This window comes from Brachybacterium sp. 107, assembly GCF_052379725.1.
Classification (GTDB): Bacteria; Actinomycetota; Actinomycetes; order Actinomycetales; family Dermabacteraceae; genus Brachybacterium.
This window is the reverse complement of sequence record NZ_JBQSYW010000005.1, coordinates 1-16,139: the sequence shown is the minus strand read 5'-3', so window position 1 is coordinate 16,139 and position 16,139 is coordinate 1. Positions and strand designations below refer to the sequence as shown.

Here is a 16,139-nt window from a genome sequence, read left to right as displayed (position 1 = left end):
GCTACGCCCGGGCGGACGCACCAGTGCGCTGCACGTGACGTGCAGGACACACGGTCCGGACGGCTGCCGGAGCCGACCGGCACCTCAACCCGCCCGCACGACTCAGCCCGCCCGCACGACCGCTTCGCTGATCCGCAGGGCGTTCGCGTAGATCGTGAGCACGGGGTTCGCGCCGCCGTTGGTGACATGCGTGGACCCGTCGGCCACCACGATGTTCTCGTGCCCCCACACCCTCCCGTCGGGATCGACCACGGAAGCGGCCGGATCGGTGCCCATGCGGCAGGTCCCGGCCTGGTGCTGTCCGCCGCTGGGCGGGGTGGGCAGGCGCATCGACGGCATCGGCCGCACGTCGAGCGCGCCGGCCTCGCGCAGCCAGTCGGCGGCGCGGGCGGAGAGCAGGTCCCGGCCGCGCAGGTCCTCGGCGTGGAGACTCCCGGACAGGCGCACGATCGAACGGCCCAGACGGTCCCGCCGGGAGGGGGTCACCTGCACCCTGGAGTCGGCGCTGGTGACCTCCTGGAGGGGGCCGACGACCTTGCCCAGGCGCAGCATCGCCCGTTCCATCGTGGGGGAGCCGACGGGAATGTCCGCGTCGACGAGCCCGCTCAGGCGCAGCTCGCGCTGGGTGCTCGCGGGGGTGGGCACGAACTCGTCGGCGAGGATCCCGCCGCCGACGACGCCGTGGTTGCCGTGACGGTGATCGGTCGTGGAGATGTCCACACCCGGGCCGCGCAGATCCACCACCTGCTCCGCGAACAGGGCGGCCGCACCGCCGTAGGCGTGCCCCTGCAGGTGCCGGCCCACCTGGTCGGCGTCGTTGCCGAGACCGCCCGGGTGCCGGTCGCTCGCGCTGTCCAGCAGCACCCGGGCGCTCTCGATCGCGCCGGCCGCCAGGACCACGAGATCGGTGAAGACGGTGCGCCGCCAGGCAGTGCCGTCGCGCTCGCCGACGAGGTCCACCGCCGCGGCACGGCCGCCCGGCCCGACGTGGATCCGGGAGGCCTGCGCCGAGGGGAGGAGCGTCGCGTTCCCGGTCGCGAGCGCCGCGGGGAGCGTGGTGTTGTGGCTGCCGGCGCGGGCTCCGACCGGACAGTCGAGGCCCACGCACTGCGCGCAGCGGATGCAGGCTGCCCGTCCGGCGCGCTCGCGGGTGTTGATCAGCAGCGGCACCGGCTGGGTGCCCCACCCCAGGCGCTCGGCCGCGCCGCTCAGCAGGTCGCCGAGAGGAGAGCGGTCGAGCGGCCCCATGGGCAGCGGCGCACTGCGCGGCCCCTCCCACGGGTCGGTCGACGGGCCGCCGCTGACGCCGAGCATCTGCTCCGCGCGGGTGTAGTACGGCTCGAGCTCGTCGTAGGTGATCGGCCAGTCCGCCAGGGAGCTGCCCTCGGGGACCCCGTAGGTGCTGGCCATCGTGAGGTCCTTCGGGCCGAAGCGCCAGGCCTGCGCCCCGTACATCCGGGTGCCGCCGCCGATGGTCATCGCGTTGTTGCTCCACAGGCCCGCGCCCGCGGCGACGTCCCGCCACGGGCCGTCGCCGAGCATCACCTCGCGCACCTCGGCGTCCGGGCCGGGGCCGGAGTGCGGGAACAGGCCGCTGCCGGAGCGCGGGGTGCGCAGATGGTCGGTGAGCAGGTCGCTGCGACGGGGGAGATCGCCGCGTTCGACGACGAGCACTCGACGGCCCGACTGCGCGAGGGTCTGCGCCGCCATGCCGCCGCCGGCGCCCGAGCCGACCACGATCGCGTCGTACTGCTCGGTGATCGTCTCCGGGGTGGCGAAGGCGGAGTGCTCGAGCAGCAGCGGTTCCTGGCGGTCGACGCCGGGCGCGGACCAGGAGTCGATATGCGGCGCGAGGTCGGGGCCGACATTCCCCGGCGTGAGGCCCCGGGCATAGAGCAGATCGCCCACCAGGGCGCGAGAGCCGGGGGCACCGGACAGGATCCGCTCGGTCCATCCGACGCCCTCGGCCTCCGCCTCCCGCAGGGACGCGAGCATGTCCTCGAGGACGGCGGGACGGGCCAGCGCCGGATCCAGGGCGTCGGTCAGGAGTGAGCGCAGCTGCTCGTCGCGGCCATCAGTCGGCATGGGAACTCCGGTGTTCTCGAAACGGGGGATACAGCTGATCCGTCAGCTCACCGTAGTCTCCGGGGCGGTCCCGGTTCCGCCGACACGGGTCACGCCAGCCCCGACTGGTACGCGAACACCACCAGCTGGGCGCGGTCGCGGGCCCCGAGCTTGATCATCGCCCGGCTCACGTGGGTGCGGGCGGTGGCAGGGCTGAGCACAAGACGCTCGGCGATCTCCTGGTTCGACAGGCCCTGCGCCACGAGACCCACCACCTCGGCCTCCCGCGTCGTGAGGTCCCCGATCCGTGGATGCGGGGAGATGGGACGGCGCTGCTCGGCGACGAACTCGGCGATGAGGGTGCGGGTGACGCTCGGGGCGAGCAGCGCCCCGCCGTCGACCACGGTGCGGATCGACTCCAGCAGCCGCACCGGTGGGGTGTCCTTGAGGAGGAAGCCCGCAGCCCCGGCATGGAGAGCCTCGAACACGTGCTCGTCACGTTCGAAGGTGGTCAGCACGATCACGCGCACGGCGGCGAGCTCGGGACGGGCCACGATCCGCCGCGTCGCCTCGATCCCGTCGATGCCTGGCATGCGGATGTCCATGAGCACCACGTCCGGCACGGCGCGCACGGCCTCGGCCACGGCGGCCAGCCCGTCGGCCGCCTCGCCGGCGACCTCGAAGCCGTCCTCGGTCTCCAGCAGCGTGCGCAGGCCCAGCCGCACCAGATCCTGATCATCGACCAGCAGCACGCGGATCATCGGGGTCCTTCCCTCGTCTCGGACACCAGTATCCGCGCACGGCACCCGCTGCGCGTACGTCCCGGGACGTACACCGCCGTACGCACGAGGGTCGGCGACGGCCCCGGAGAGGTGGAGGACACTTGCCCCATGAGCGCGCGCCCGGGACCTCCGCATCTGCGCGACGTGCTGCTCGCGCTGCCGGTGGGGCTGCTGGTGCTCGTCTCCCTGCGCGTCGCAGGGCAGTGGGGAGCGGGCGACGGGCCCGGCAGCAGCTGGGGACCCGAGGGCGCAGGCGGCACGGGCGGCGGGCCCTGGAGCTGGGTGTCCGCCACGGTCCCCGATGGCTGGGCCTACCTGCTCGCCGGCCTCGCCGTGCTCGCGGTGGCGCTGCGCCGGTGGCCGGTCCCGGCCTTCGCACTCGCCACGACGGCGACCTCCCTGTTCCTGGCGCTCGGCAACCCCTTCGGTCCGATCCTCGTGACCGTGCTGGTGAGCGCCTTCGCCCTCGCCCGGCGGGCGCCGCTGCCGCGCTCCGCGATCGCCGCCGGGATCGGGATCCTCCTGCTGCTGGCCCACGCCCTGGTCGCCGCCTCACCGATGGCTGCGCTCACCGCGCTGGTGAGCGCCGTGCCTATCGCGGCCTGGGTGCTGGTGCCCTACTGCGTCGGCCTCGCCAGACGCCTCACGCTCGAAGCCCGCTCCCGCCAGCGCGACGAGCGTGAACGCACCGCCCTGGATGCCGAGCGGCTCCGCCTGGCCTCCGAGGTCCACGACGTGGTGGGCCACGGCCTCGCCGCGATCCAGATGCAGGCGGACATCGCCCTGCACATCGCCGAACGCCGCCCCGACCAGGCCCGCGAAGCGCTGCAGGTGATCAGCCGGGCCAGCGCCGAGGCGCTCGCCGAGCTGCGGGCCACCCTCGCCGCCGTCGCCCCGGACGCGGCCTCGACCGACTCCCACGCCCCCACCCCGGGGATCGACCGGCTGGAGGCGCTGTGCGCCCGGATGCGCGAGGCCGGGATCGACGTGGAGCTGACGGTCACCGGGGAGCGCCGGCCCGTGGCGGCGGCGGTCGACGTCGCCGCCTACCGGATCGTGCAGGAGTCGCTGACCAACGTGGTCAAGCACGCCGCCGAGCGCAGAGCGCGAGTGCATCTCACCGTCCGCGAGCGGGAGGTGGAGCTGAGCATCCTCAATGCCGCGCCACCGCTCACCGAGCTCCGCGAGGGCTTCGGGATCGCCGGCATCCGGCGCCGCACGGCAGACCTGCACGGGAGCGTGGAGATCGGGGCCGACGACGACACCTTCTCAGTGCGCGCCGTGCTCCCCGGCTGAGTGCCGCTACGCCCGCTGACGTAGCCGCGATGCCGCTCCCGGGCCGATGGAGCGAGCGTCGATTCGCAGGAGGGTGGGACCACCATCGACCGAGAGGATCTCTCCCATGATCACCCAGACCTTCACCCAGCTCACCGCCGGCGGCCCGTACGGCGACGGCGCCTGGAACGGACCACACTTCTTCTTCCCGTTCTTCCCTCTGCTCGTCCTGCTGATCGTCGCCGCGTTCGTCATCACCGGGGCGATGCGCCGTCGCCGCTGGCACGCGGAGGCTCCGCGCCGTGACGCCGAGTCGACGCTCGGGGAGCGCTACGCCACCGGCGAGATCGACGAGGACGAGTTCCGCGCCCGCCGGGCGGTGCTGCGCGAGAAGACCAAGTAACGAGACGTCCGCGGACGTACCCAGCAGCGGCCACGGCGCCGCGGAACCTCGGGGAGCGGGCGCGAGGCGTCCCGTGATCCCCGTCGTGCCGCGGCGCTCGGGCGTTCCTCGCGTCGTCGATGCCGTCGGCCGGAGCGCTCACGTCGTCCCGAGAACCCGCTGCAGCACCTCGCCGCCGCCGGCATCCCAGATCTCGCCCTGGTCGCCGACCACCACGAGCAGAGACCTGGCGCGGGAGAGCCCGACATACAGCAGCTGCGGGGCGCGCTCGGCGGAGCCGAAGCCGTTCAGGGCGAGCACCACCACGGGCCGCTCGAGGCCCTTGACGTTCAGCACGTGCCCGTAGAACACGTCGGTCGCGGCGAAGAACTCATCCCAGTACGCGTCATACCCGTAGTTCTCGATCTGCTCCTTCTGCACCGGGTGGCGACTGCGGGTGGTCAGCAGCGCGATCTGGCCCGGTTCCCACCCCTCGTCCATGAGGCTCTCGACGACGTCGTCCGCCGCGGAGACCGCGTCCTCGGGGGAGGTCTCGACGTAGCGCACCGGCGGGCCCTCGTCCATCCGCGGAGTCTGCTGGATCGGCGTCATCGGGGCGAAGGTCCGGGCGATGGCGCGGGTGTTGCGCAGGTTGTCGTCCAGCGGGAAGGGGTTCAGGGTGATCGGGGCACGGCCCTCCCGGTCGAACACGCTCTGGTGCTCGTCGGCGACCACGAACAGCACCCCGTCGTCGGGCTCGCGCAGGCACAGACGCAGCGCATCCCACCAGAGGTCCGCGAAGTCCTGGGCCTCGTCGACCACGATCGCGTCGAACAGCTCGTCGGGATCCTGCTCGGTGGCGAGCTCGGCGAGACGGCGGGGGAGATGCTCCTCGTAATAGATGACCGGGGTCCCGCCGGTCTCCGCCGTGAACTGGTCCTCGGATTCCGCGCCCCAGCGCACCGGCAGATCGTGGAAGAGCCCCACGTAGGCGGGGCGCTCGGCCTCCGGCCATCTCGCCGAGAGATGCTCGAAGTGCCGGGCCAGGCCCCGGGAATAGCACAGCAGCGCGGTGCGGAAGCCCTCGCGGGCCAGGGCGCGGGCCTTGATCATGGCGAGGTGGGTCTTGCCGGAGCCGGCACCGCCGATGATCTGCGCGCGGTGCTGGAAGCGCAGCAGGGCGACGACGCGTTCCTGCTCGCGGGTCAGGGAGTTGCCCTCGTCGGCGATCTCGCGGGCCAGGAGCTGATGGTTCTCGATCGCCCCGTGCGTGCGGCGAAGCATCCTCAGGGCATGATCGCGCTGCTGCTCATCGAGCGGTTGGTAGGTGTCGTGGGCGTGCGTGCGCAGAGCCTGCACGATCGCCTCGGCGAGTCGGGGCAGGTCGGTGGCATCGAGCACGAGGCCCCGGGGCGCTTCCGACGGATCCCAGTCCGCGGGGAGCTGGGTGTAGGGGAGGACGGCCAGATGCACGCTGCGCCCGATGGGCCGGGAGGAGGTGTCTCGGAGATAGCGGATGATCTCGTGCTTGGCCCGCTGGGCCTGCTCGATGGGGGAGCGCGGCAGCTCGTGGGTGCCCTTCCGGTCCGACTGCAGCCAGCGCCCGCCGCGCAGCGAGACCTGCCCGCCCTTCACCTCGATCACCGCCATGCCGATCCCGGGCCACAGCACCAGCAGATCCGCCTCGATCTCCTCACCGGCGGCGGTGACCCGCTGCCCGGCGATCAGCAGCGCGTTCCCGGGCAGCTGAGCGGCCAGGTGCTCCCACACCACGCGCTCCGCCTCGGAGGCGAACTCGGGGGAGTCGGGCACGGTGATCGGCATATGGGCTCCTCGTGCTGGCGGCGTCGTCGCTGGTGGCACCAGGTTATCCGTGTGGGAGTGAGGGGAGGGGTGAATATGATGGCGCGGTGATGATGATTCCCTCCGACTGCAGCGAGCGCTGACCCGGTGATGTCCGACGCACGGTTCTACGACTGGCCGCCTGCCAGGGGAACGCTCTCTGTGGCGGTCCTGCTCGGAACTGGCTTCCTCGCACGCGAGATCGACGACCTGGCCATGATCCTGGCCATCGAGGCCGTGATCCTCCTCGCCGCGGTCTCCATCTGGTCGATGACGCTGTCGGGATTCCTCCGGGACCTGCGACCGCCCGACGGGCCCGACGGGATGATCGCCGTCGCCTCACGGCCCCGGCGCGCCGCTGTAGCGCTCTCGTGGGCAGGGCTGATCCTCACCGCGATCGCAGCACCGATCGCCGGCGCGGTCCTCGCCGGACCCACCCCTGCGCCCCTGAGGATCGTCGTGCTCGCCGCGGCGCTGGCAGGTCTGATCGTCGCCACGGCACTGCCGAGACGCAGTCGGAAAAGGTCGGCGCGCGCAGGCGGCATCGGTGTCTCGACGCAGGGCGTGCGGGTGATCTCCCCGGAACACCACGACGAGGAGACGGAGCCTTTCCCGGAGCTCTCTGCTCAGCGGCCGGAAAACGACGAGATCCATGAATCGCTGGATCGCCTCGAGGCGGTGGCCGCACCCGACGTCCGCTGGCACCCCGGTGCGCGCGAAGCCGTGGCGCGATGGATGGCGGACGGGTTCCTGCCGAGCCTCGACGAGACCCGGTCCCTGCACCTGGACCCCGCGTGGTGCCCGGATCCGCGCAGCCACGAACCCACCCGCATGCAGCGGTGGGGGAGCGGCATGCGCTCATTGTGGATGGCGCTCATCATGGCGTTCTTCGAGGTGATCCTCGTCGGTGCGGTGCTCGCAGAGGGCACGCTGCGCGACGGGAACTGGTTCGTGCTGCTCGTGTTCGGGTGGATCCCGGTGGTGGGAGTCCCGATCTTCGTGGTCCAGGCGGTCCGTGCCGTGCGCCGGGAGCGTCACGACGCCGGCGTGAGCCGTCACGGGTGGTTCGACGTGCTGCATGATCGAGGGCTCATCCCCTTCGACCAGGTCCTGGGGATGAAGCAGACCGCGGACGGTCTCGAGGTTCAGCTGACCAGCGGCGCGCTGACCTACCCGCCGCTCGAGGACACCCTCTCCTGTGCCCGTCGCGCCGCCCGGGATTTCGGGGTGCCGTATGAGGTGAGCGACCGGACCGCATGACGGGCTTCCCTGGGCGTTCGGCCCGAGCACGTCGAGCCGCGGCCGTGCTCCTCTCGAGCCTCGCGCTCGCCGCCTGCACCGGTGCGGCGGCCCCGACGCCGTCCGCCTCGCCGACTGACGCCGCGGACGTCGCCCTCCCTCCGTCGACCGGCGGCTTCGACTACCAGCTCGGCGGGGCCTATGAGGCCGACGTCGCGGTCGTGGTGCGCGACGCCCGCGCGCAACCGCAGCCCGGCACCTACAGCATCTGCTACGTCAACGGCTTCCAGACCCAGCCCGACGAGGCCGACCTCTGGCGCGACCACCCCGAGCTGCTGCTCACCGATCCGGGCGGCGACCTCGTGACCGATCCGGACTGGCCGGACGAGTACGTGCTGGACCCCTCGACCGCCGCGCAGCGAGAGGGGATCCTCAACATCCTCGAACCCGTCCTCGCCGGATGTGCCGACGCGGGATTCGACGCGGTGGAGATCGACAACCTCGACACCTGGACCCGCTTCGACGCGATCGACGAGGACGGCGCCCGCAGCCTCGCCGCCCGGTACGTCGAGATCGCCCACGCCTCCGGCCTGGCCACCGCCCAGAAGAACGCCGCGGAGATCGCCGGGACGGCGCACACCGAGCTCGGCTTCGACCTGGCGGTGACCGAGGAATGCGGCAGGTACGACGAGTGCTCCGCCCACACCGACGTCTACGGCGAGCACGTGCTCCAGATCGAGTACCCGCCCTCCCTCGCCGAGGCCGGGATGAGCTTCGCCGAGGTGTGTGCGGATCCGGACCGGGCACCGCTGACGATCCTGCGCGACGTGGAGCTGGTTGCGAGCGGCGAGCCCGGGTACGTCTACGAGAGCTGCTGAGCCGGACCGTCGGGCATGCGCCTGCGAGCGATGGCGACGGTCTCGGTGATCCGGGACAGCGGGATGAAGGCGAGCAGGCAGATGATCGCCAGCACGATGTAGTGCCAGGTGAAGCCCAGCTGCGTGATCACGGTGCCGGAGACGGCCGAGGCGAAGATGCCCGAGACGCCCAGGGCCACGCCGATCATGATGCCGAGCGCGGTGCCGGCGGCCCGCGGCACGGAGTCCACCAGGAGGGCATAGACGACCGGGAAGGGCGCATTGCGGAACAGGCCCCACACCAGCAGGATGATCCAGGCCGACGTCAGATCGTGGATGAAGATCATCGCCAGCAGGCTTCCGGCCCACCCGACGATGAGGAATCCGATCGCGAACTTGCGGCCGAGACGGTCGGAGAGGGAACCCCACACCACCTGGCCGATCCAGCCGGTCAGCCCCGAGGCGCCGGAGACGAGGATCGCGTCGGAGACCCCCATCCCGAAGCCGCGGAACTGCGTGGTCAAGAACGTGACGACGCCGGCCTCACCCCAGAGGAAGAGGAAGCACAGCACCACCGCCCAGCGGACGTTCTTGTGCCGCAGGGCCTCCTTGACCGGGCCCCAGAAGCTGCCGTCGCTGCGCGTGGAGAGCTCCGGCAGCGGAGGCGTCTGCTCCATCTCCTCCATCTTCCGGTACACCGTGGCCTGATGCTTCTTCCGGCCCAGGAATGCCTGCCCGATGATGATCGGGATGCCGAGCATCGGGATGACCAGGAAGGCGGCGCTCCAATGGGCGGAGCCGAGCACGATGGCGATGAGGGCGCCTGCGAGGAACTGCCCGATCGGGAAGCCGGTGTGGTGCACGCCCACGGCGAAACCCCGGTGCTCCTTGGGCCACCACTCGGCCACGATCGCGACGTTCACCGGCTCGGATCCGCCGCGGCTGATGCCCATCGGGATCCGCAGCAGGAGGAAGGCGATGAAGCTGCCGGCCAGACCGAAGGTGAGCGCGCCGCCGATCACGGCGAGCAGCATCGCCACGTTCCAGGTCCACGAGCGTCGGTAGCCGGTGCCGATGCGGTCGGAGAGGTAGCCGAAGATGACGCCGCCGGCGACCAGGCCGGCGAAGTACACGGAGTTGATGAGCCCGGCCTGCTGCGCGTCGAGCCCGTACTGCTCGGAGATCTGGGGCAGCACGGCGGGCAGGATCTGGTGGTCCACCGAGGTCATGAGGATCGCGACGGTGGTCAGCAGCAGCATCCACCACGAGATCGCCGGGGCGCGGGGGACCAGACGGTGCGTCCCGGGGTTCACCCCGGCCTCAGCGGGCGGCTCCTGCCCTGAGGAGGCCGGCGTGGCAGAGGGATCCGGGCGTGACATGGGAGCTCCTTCGCTTCCTGCGGCGATCGCGACGCACTGATCGTTGAACTCTGACGCGAGTCCTCCAGGGCGTCAACGAGTGATCGCAGGATGATCCGTGCAGTCCCGCCGCACGGCACCTCGTCGCGTCCGGGTTCCTCACGCACTCAGCGTCTGCGGAGAGCGGAGAGCGGAGACAGGAGAGTGATCCTATAGGCCTGCGCACACTCCAACGACTGCTCTTTGACGTTCACGGCGGTGCGCATTGGCCGAGAATGAGGTGTGGTCTGCTCAGTCAGGCCGACGCGCGAATCTCGGGGTGCCGTGGCAGTGTTTGACAGGACCATGTTTACCTATAGGATCTATGGATCGTGTCGTGGACCACAGCGTGACGATGAGCCCGATGAGCCCACAGAAGTCCTCCGCCCGGCCACGGCACCCCACCCTCGACCCCTGCAGTCCGAGAACGGACCGCGCCCGCAGCGCAGCATCGCGCCGCGGCACCCTGTCTACGAAGGAGTATTCAGCCGATGACGTCGACGCCCACGACGCGAGCGCAGCGACCCGCTCGGAAGTACCGTGCAGTGCGCAACCTGCGCTATCTGATCCTGGGATGGCTGCTCCTCGCGGGCCTCCTGAACTACCTCGATCGGAGCTCGATCTCCATCGCGGCGCCGTTCATGATGGAAGAGCTCGGCCTCACCAACACCGACATCGGTCTCATGGGGGCCGTCTTCTCCTGGACCTACGCGTTCTGCCAGCTGCCCGCCGGCTATCTCATCGACAAGGTGGGACCGCGGCGCATGTACTTCGTCGCGATGGGCATGTGGTCGGTCGCCACCGCGCTGATGGCCTTCGGCCACACCATGGCGCACTTCCTGACCTTCCGCGTGCTGCTGGGCATCGGTGAGTCACCGAACTCCCCGAACTCGAGCAAGATCGCCACCCAGTGGTTCCCTCGCGAGGAGCGCGGTCAGGCCGCCGGCATCTGGGACTCCGGATCGAAGTGGGGATCGGCCATCGCACCTCCAGTGCTCACGCTGCTGACCCTCACCTTCGGCTGGCGCTCGATGTTCCTCATCATCGGCGCCGCTGGTGTTCTCCTCGCCGTGGCGTTCTGGGCGTTCTACCGAGCTCCTGAGGACTCCAAGCACCTCTCCGACGACGAATACCGGCACATCCTCGCCGGCCGTGACGACGCCGCCGAGGAGCCCGTGAAGATCCCCTGGCTCACGTTCTTCACGTACCCGCAGACCTGGGGTCTGATGCTCGGTTTCTTCAGCACCATCTGGATCTGGAACATCTTCCTGACCTTCCTGCCTCTGTTCCTGCAGAACACCCTCGGCGTCTCGATCGCCAGCACGGGCTGGGTCGCGGCGGTGCCCTACCTCGCGGCAGCCCTCGGTGCGATCTTCGCCGGCCGCGTCACGGTCGTGCTGGCGCGGAGGTACAAGCTCAGCTCGATGCTCTCCAAGAAGGTGATCCTGGTGGGCGGGTGCGTCGCGCTCGGTGTGCTCCTGTGCATCGTGCCGTTCGTGCACAACCTCGCCCTCGCCCTCCTGGTGCTCAGCCTCGCCCTGGCGATCGTCGCGGCCGCGCAGGCGCAGTCCTGGGCGATCTCCTCGGACATCGTCCCGGACTCCCACGCGGCGCGCTTCGGCGGGATCATGAACTTCGGCGGCTACTTCGGCGGCGCTCTGGCACCGATCGTCACCGGCGTGGTCGTCGATGCGACCGGTTCCTACACCCCGTCGTTCCTGGTGGCCGGCGTGATCGCCGTGCTGGGCGGTGTCTGCTACGGCCTGCTCGTGCGCAAGCCGATCGCGTGAGGAGACGTCCCGTGGGGCGTACCGTATCGGGGTGCTGCTCCCCGCCCTCCCCGCCCTCCCCGCGCCCGTCGGCCTTCCCGAGCTCGTGACGTCCGACCGGGCAGGAGCGTGCCCGCGATGAGCCCGAGGACTGCGATGGGGTGCCTGTCGATCCCGCCGGTGCGAGGGGGCCTCTCCGTCCTGTTCCTCCTGATCCTGGGCTCCGTCCCGTTCGGGGACGGTGACCAGGGTGTCGGATTCCGCATCGCCGTCACCCTCGTGATGCTGATGCTGGGCTCGATCATCTGGGCGAGCACCGTCATCGGGTTCCACCGGGATCTGCGGGAACCCCGCCGGCTCGGCGAGGCGGTCATCGTGGCGAACCGCTCGCGTCGCCTCGCGATCATCGTGTCGTGGATCGCGCTCGGGTCGACGGTGATCGGTCTGATCGCCTTCGGCATCTGCGTGTCCCTGGACGCGCCGGGCGGGGTGCTCGCTGCCGTGATGCTCACCGTGCTGATCGCCCTCCCGACCGCGACGGCGCTGCCGTGGCTGAGCCGTCGCTATGCGGACGGCGCGGGCGTGGTCGCCGTCTCCCCGTCGGGACTGACCATCACCAGAGGCCACGGCGAGATACGGGACCCCCTCCCCTGGGAGGGGATCGCCCCGGTGCGGGAGGCACAGTGTGCCGCCGAGTCCCTCGGGCGCCCGGTCGACGGGCTGGGTGCCCGGGTGCGCTGGCGCCCGGGGGCCCAGCAGGCCGTGGCCCGCTGGGCCGAGGAAGGGTTCGCCCCCACGGCCGCAGAGGTCCACGCCCTGCGATTGGAGGCGAACTGGTCCCCGGATCCGGAGGCGCTCGCCCCCTCCCGGAGCGGCCGTTGGATCGGCATCGCGAGCCGTGTCTGGGCCCTGTCGGCCTGCATCCTGCTGCTGATCGGCATCCTGGCAGTGATCGCGCAGGGCAGCGATTCGTGGTGGATCGGGCTGCTGCTGGTGTGGGCCCCCGTGCTCGGCATCGCGATCCTCGCGCCCCGCCTGATGCGTCTGCTGCGCGCCGACGAGAGCCGCAGTGCGACGATCACCTCGCAGGGCTGGTTCGACATCCTGCACGGCCAGGGCCTGGTGCCCTGGGAGAGCATCGAGCGGATCGAGGTGCTCGAGCGCCACACCGTCGTGATCACCTGGCCGGATGTCGCTCCGTTCCGCGACCAGGACCTCGGCAACCGCCTGAACCGGCGTCTCGAGGCCACGAGGATCGGGAGCGCCGGGGCGGTCCCGAGCGCGGGGCCCCTGGTCCGCGAGGTCGGCCCGCACACTCTTCCCTACGGTCCCGAGACACGGGCGTTCGAGCTGGCAGCGGAGGCCGAGGAGGTCGGCGGGATCGACGTGCGCCGCCCGCCGACGTTCTTCGAGCAGCAGGCTCGGTGGCCCGGAGCCGATCCACGCCCCTGAGAGGCAGCGCCGGCGCAGGCGGCCAGGAGGCTCAGACGGCCGAGGACGCAGAGGGCCGGGGACGCAGAAGGCCGACGGACACCACGAGGGTGAACCGTAGGCCTGTGCTGGAGATCGGGGGTCCTCCTGGTGCGGAGGGGTCCCTCGTCCCGCGGATCAGCCGCAGGTGTCGCACACTCCTGTGTAGGGCATCGCGTAGAAGCAGTCGGGGCAGATCGTGAGCTGCTCCTCGCCCTTGGCGGGCACCTTCGCGCCGGTCTGCACGGTGGAGAGGTCGAAGCCCTGGACCTCGGCGTTCGCGCGGTCCTCGGGGGCCAGGCCCGCCGGGAACGACACATAGCCAGGATGGATGTACATCAGCGACTTGCCGGCCTTGTCCTGCACGGTGAGGCTGCCGTTGGACTGGGTGCGGTAGAAGGTGTGCGCTCCGACCCGGTCGAAGTTCTCCTCCAACAGCGAGACGTCAGCGGGGGACCAGTCGGCGTTCCAGGCGAGCGCCTCGTCACGGGTCATCCGGCGGCGAGTGGAGGAAAGAGTATTCATACCTCCAGTAGAGCATGCATGTCCAGGGGTGGCGACCAGGCGGGTGATGTCCGAGTTGACGGATCGCAGAGCACGTGCGGTGCGGATGCGGCCTGGTCACGTCCCGGAGGCGAGCTGTGCGACCGCCAGGGGCACGAGCATCGCGGTGAGGTTGTTGACCCCGTGCAGGATCACGCTGGGCCACAGCGAACCCGAGCGATGGAACAGGAACCCGGAGGCCAGGCCGACGACGAACGCTGTGGGCAGCACGGGATTGAGGCCGTGGGCAAGGGCGAAGATCGAGGCGCTGAGGAGGATCGCGAGCCAGGGCTTCGTCACCCCGAGCAGCGCATTGGCGAGAACGCCTCGGAAGAAGGCTTCCTCGCCGAGCGGTGTGATCATCGCCCCGGCGACGATCGACAGGATCAGGCCCACAGCGCCGGCTGCGGCACCGGCCTGGTAGCTCGACTGCACGTTCTCGCTGAATCCTGTGAGCAGGATGAAGCCGACCGAGAGGACCGTGCCGACCAGGTAGGAGGCGACTCCGAGGCCTGCCCCGACGAGGAGATGCGACGGCGTCGCTCGGCGGATGCCGAAGGCGGCCAGTCCGCGGATACGTATCAGGGCAGCGATCGCGAAGGCGGCCAGTCCCATCGCCCCGGAGACGAGGAGTCCGACGATGCCGGTGAGCGCCGGATCACCGATGCGGGGGAGCGTGACGACGACGCCGAACGCCGCCAGATAGACGAGGCCGCCGAGGACGACCTCGGGCCAGCCGGGGCGAGTGGGTCGCATCCGTGCGGTGGCATCCATCCGTCCAGTAGACGTCGCTGGCACACCCCGGGGTCAAGAGACGAACGTCGGCAGCTTCTCGCCGCGACGTCCGACCGCTTCATCCCGCGTACTGCTCCAGCACCTCCCCGGCGACCAGCGTCTCCGTGAGCTCCCGCGGCGCCTCGCGGCCGGAGACCGCGCACAGCGCTCCGTAGACCGCACCGATCGAATCGGTGTCGCCCCCAGCGGCGTTGATCGAGTCCATCCCCTCGAGGAACGACGTCGTGGTCTGCAGGGCGTACTGCGCCAGGTACAGCGTGGATTCGCTGAAGCCGGTCGGCGTCATCGCGGGGAGCAGGACGACATCGACGGGCGGCACCGGCTCGATACCGTCGCGGGCGTCGTCGAGGATCGTCAGCATCGAAGCCGCGTCGCGGACCGCCTTGTCGCTGTGATGGGTGGACCGCACCAGGGCTTCGAGATGCTCGGCCCCGTTGCCGCGCGCGAACACGCCGATCGCGACCATGAGGCACGCGTTGCCCGAGGAGGTCGTCGGTGTCGGATCCACGCCCCGCTTCAGCTCGGCGATGGCGCTGCTGGTCTGGATCCCCACGTCGAGCCGGACGCCCGCCGGCGTGAACGCCCCGCGCTCCCAGGCGATGAGGTTCTCCCTGTACGCGGTGACCGGATCCGAGGGGGCGCGGCGCAGGGCATCGAGCACCATCAGCACGATCTGGGTGTCGTCCGTCCAGGTTCCATACGGTGCGTCGCCGCCGAGGATCCGTACCGTGGGCCGCGCGGGTCCCTCCGGACCATCGACCGTGAACGTCCTCGAGGACAGCCCTGGCCCCGGATGCAGGCCCAGCTCGTACGGGGCCCCGAGGGCATCGGCGACGGCGACGGACCTGACGATGTCCAGACGGTTCATGGTGCCCACCTCTGCTCGGGAGTTGACCGGATCGTACGTGGCGCCGTGCTCCCCGTCAGCCCGTCGGCTCCCGCGCGCAGTCCCTCCCGTCGTCCCGGTCTCAGCGTCCCGCGGACGTCATCGCCACCTCACGGGTCTCCTCGGGTTCTCCTTGCGCTGCACAGGTGCTGTTGACGGCGGCAGTGCTTCGTCTGTCGGACGCCGATCGTACTCTCTCCGGTGAAGGCCCAAGCGGTAGATGTTCCCCCTCCGATCTCGGATCGGACGCCGATGCTCGTCGCAGATCTGCTGCGGCTCCAGAGCCCACGCACACCGTCGAGGCCTCTTCTCTCAGCAGTGGCCCTGGCACGCCCGTGCCCAGGGGTTGATGTCTTACCCAGAACGGAGTGCAGCTATGACCAGCAATGCGCCCTCGCCCCAGGGTCCGGGTTCTCCGGATCTCCCGCCCGCCCCGAACTTCGGCGGTGTCCCCGACGGCTTCGCCCAGAACGGCACCCCGCACGGCTTCCCGGTGAACGGCGCGTCCGGCATGCCGCCTGTCCCGCCGGCCCCGAAGAGGAAGAAGAAGGGGCTGATCGCTGCCGGCTGCGGCTGCATCGTGCTCTTCCTGCTCGTCGTGGGCGGCTGCTCCGCGATCGCCTTCTCCAGCGGAGACGATCCGACGTCCGCCGAGACCTCAGCAGCGGAGCCGATCGAGGACGAGGAAGCCGACGCTCCTGCCGAGGACGCGGCGGCCGACGAGGTGGTCGACGAGGAGCCGGCCGTCGAGGACGAGCCCGCTGAGGAAGTGCCTGCTGAGGGAGAGCCGGCTGAGGAAGCGCCTGCTGCGGAGGAGGAGCCCTCCGAGGAGGAAGTC

The 16,139-nt window shown here is 70.8% G+C and carries 13 protein-coding genes and 1 pseudogene; 7 read left to right on the top strand and 7 right to left on the bottom strand.

Annotated features, from left to right (window positions below; genetic code table 11):
- Positions 1-102: 102 nt before the first annotated feature.
- Positions 103-2,085: a GMC oxidoreductase gene (locus ACT3UL_RS07515; protein ID WP_444577557.1), complete on the bottom strand. Its 1,983-nt coding sequence runs from the start codon at positions 2,083-2,085 to the stop codon at positions 103-105.
- 89 nt (positions 2,086-2,174) lie between these two features.
- A complete protein-coding gene (locus ACT3UL_RS07510; RefSeq protein ID WP_444577556.1) occupies positions 2,175-2,825 on the bottom strand; it encodes a response regulator in 651 nt (216 codons plus the stop codon).
- A 129-nt stretch (positions 2,826-2,954) separates the two neighbouring features.
- On the opposite strand from ACT3UL_RS07510, the gene ACT3UL_RS07505 reads away from it, so the two are divergent.
- Both ACT3UL_RS07505 and ACT3UL_RS07500 read left to right on the top strand, forming a co-directional pair.
- Complete coding sequence (locus ACT3UL_RS07505) at positions 2,955-4,142, top strand: sensor histidine kinase (RefSeq protein ID WP_444577555.1); 1,188 nt, start codon at positions 2,955-2,957, stop codon at positions 4,140-4,142.
- Positions 4,143-4,248: 106 nt separating this feature from the next.
- Positions 4,249-4,524, top strand: coding sequence for an SHOCT domain-containing protein (locus ACT3UL_RS07500; RefSeq protein ID WP_444577554.1), 276 nt, complete (start codon positions 4,249-4,251; stop codon positions 4,522-4,524).
- 138 nt (positions 4,525-4,662) lie between these two features.
- Here the strand turns inward: ACT3UL_RS07500 and ACT3UL_RS07495 are convergent, their stop codons facing one another.
- A complete protein-coding gene (locus tag ACT3UL_RS07495) occupies positions 4,663-6,327 on the bottom strand; it encodes an NERD domain-containing protein (protein ID WP_444577552.1) in 1,665 nt (554 codons plus the stop codon).
- A 129-nt stretch (positions 6,328-6,456) separates the two neighbouring features.
- Here ACT3UL_RS07495 and ACT3UL_RS07490 point away from each other — a divergent pair, with 129 nt between their 5' ends.
- Positions 6,457-7,605 (top strand): hypothetical protein, encoded by a 1,149-nt coding sequence (locus ACT3UL_RS07490; protein ID WP_444577550.1) that lies wholly within the window; start codon positions 6,457-6,459, stop codon positions 7,603-7,605.
- Positions 7,602-8,462 carry an endo alpha-1,4 polygalactosaminidase gene (locus tag ACT3UL_RS07485; RefSeq protein ID WP_444577549.1) on the top strand — a complete coding sequence of 287 codons (861 nt, stop codon included), beginning with the start codon at positions 7,602-7,604 and terminating at the stop codon, positions 8,460-8,462. Before ACT3UL_RS07490 ends, ACT3UL_RS07485 begins: the two co-directional genes overlap by 4 nt.
- Here ACT3UL_RS07485 and ACT3UL_RS07480 read toward each other — a convergent pair.
- Positions 8,447-9,820 (bottom strand): MFS transporter, encoded by a 1,374-nt coding sequence (locus ACT3UL_RS07480; RefSeq protein WP_444577547.1) that lies wholly within the window; start codon positions 9,818-9,820, stop codon positions 8,447-8,449. The genes ACT3UL_RS07485 and ACT3UL_RS07480 overlap by 16 nt on opposite strands.
- Before the next feature lie 509 nt (positions 9,821-10,329).
- Here ACT3UL_RS07480 and ACT3UL_RS07475 point away from each other — a divergent pair.
- Both ACT3UL_RS07475 and ACT3UL_RS07470 read left to right on the top strand, forming a co-directional pair.
- Positions 10,330-11,628, top strand: a complete 1,299-nt coding sequence (locus tag ACT3UL_RS07475; protein ID WP_444577545.1) for an MFS transporter — start codon at positions 10,330-10,332, stop codon at positions 11,626-11,628.
- A gap of 117 nt (positions 11,629-11,745) precedes the next feature.
- Entirely contained in the window at positions 11,746-13,059 is a 1,314-nt protein-coding gene (locus tag ACT3UL_RS07470) for a hypothetical protein (RefSeq protein WP_444577543.1), read from the top strand.
- Between the two features lie 156 nt (positions 13,060-13,215).
- Here the strand turns inward: ACT3UL_RS07470 and ACT3UL_RS07465 are convergent, their stop codons facing one another.
- The 3 genes from ACT3UL_RS07465 to ACT3UL_RS07455 form a co-directional block, all read right to left on the bottom strand.
- Positions 13,216-13,602: a hypothetical protein gene (locus ACT3UL_RS07465; protein WP_444577541.1), complete on the bottom strand. Its 387-nt coding sequence runs from the start codon at positions 13,600-13,602 to the stop codon at positions 13,216-13,218.
- A 96-nt stretch (positions 13,603-13,698) separates the two neighbouring features.
- A complete protein-coding gene (locus ACT3UL_RS07460) occupies positions 13,699-14,394 on the bottom strand; it encodes a lysostaphin resistance A-like protein (RefSeq protein WP_444577539.1) in 696 nt (231 codons plus the stop codon).
- Positions 14,395-14,473: 79 nt separating this feature from the next.
- The gene (locus ACT3UL_RS07455) at positions 14,474-15,283 is read right to left on the bottom strand and encodes an ADP-ribosylglycohydrolase family protein (protein WP_444577537.1); all 810 of its coding nucleotides are present in this window, start codon (positions 15,281-15,283) and stop codon (positions 14,474-14,476) included.
- A 394-nt stretch (positions 15,284-15,677) separates the two neighbouring features.
- Between ACT3UL_RS07455 and ACT3UL_RS07450 the strand changes: the two are divergent.
- Positions 15,678-16,139, top strand: a pseudogene (locus ACT3UL_RS07450) (hypothetical protein); the annotation flags it as partial.

Bases quoted from the DNA above. Each gene is read 5' to 3' on its own strand.
- ACT3UL_RS07515 (WP_444577557.1), bottom strand. From the start codon at position 2,085: ATGCCGACTGATGGCCGCGACGAGCAGCTGCGCTCACTCCTGACCGAC.
- ACT3UL_RS07480 (WP_444577547.1), bottom strand. From the start codon at position 9,820: ATGTCACGCCCGGATCCCTCTGCCACGCCGGCCTCCTCAGGGCAGGAG.
- ACT3UL_RS07490 (WP_444577550.1), top strand. From the start codon at position 6,457: ATGTCCGACGCACGGTTCTACGACTGGCCGCCTGCCAGGGGAACGCTC.
- ACT3UL_RS07500 (WP_444577554.1), top strand. From the start codon at position 4,249: ATGATCACCCAGACCTTCACCCAGCTCACCGCCGGCGGCCCGTACGGC.
- ACT3UL_RS07475 (WP_444577545.1), top strand. From the start codon at position 10,330: ATGACGTCGACGCCCACGACGCGAGCGCAGCGACCCGCTCGGAAGTAC.
- ACT3UL_RS07470 (WP_444577543.1), top strand. From the start codon at position 11,746: ATGAGCCCGAGGACTGCGATGGGGTGCCTGTCGATCCCGCCGGTGCGA.
- ACT3UL_RS07455 (WP_444577537.1), bottom strand. From the start codon at position 15,283: ATGAACCGTCTGGACATCGTCAGGTCCGTCGCCGTCGCCGATGCCCTC.
- ACT3UL_RS07465 (WP_444577541.1), bottom strand. From the start codon at position 13,602: ATGAATACTCTTTCCTCCACTCGCCGCCGGATGACCCGTGACGAGGCG.
- ACT3UL_RS07485 (WP_444577549.1), top strand. From the start codon at position 7,602: ATGACGGGCTTCCCTGGGCGTTCGGCCCGAGCACGTCGAGCCGCGGCC.
- ACT3UL_RS07495 (WP_444577552.1), bottom strand. From the start codon at position 6,327: ATGCCGATCACCGTGCCCGACTCCCCCGAGTTCGCCTCCGAGGCGGAG.
- ACT3UL_RS07510 (WP_444577556.1), bottom strand. From the start codon at position 2,825: ATGATCCGCGTGCTGCTGGTCGATGATCAGGATCTGGTGCGGCTGGGC.
- ACT3UL_RS07460 (WP_444577539.1), bottom strand. From the start codon at position 14,394: ATGGATGCCACCGCACGGATGCGACCCACTCGCCCCGGCTGGCCCGAG.
- ACT3UL_RS07505 (WP_444577555.1), top strand. From the start codon at position 2,955: ATGAGCGCGCGCCCGGGACCTCCGCATCTGCGCGACGTGCTGCTCGCG.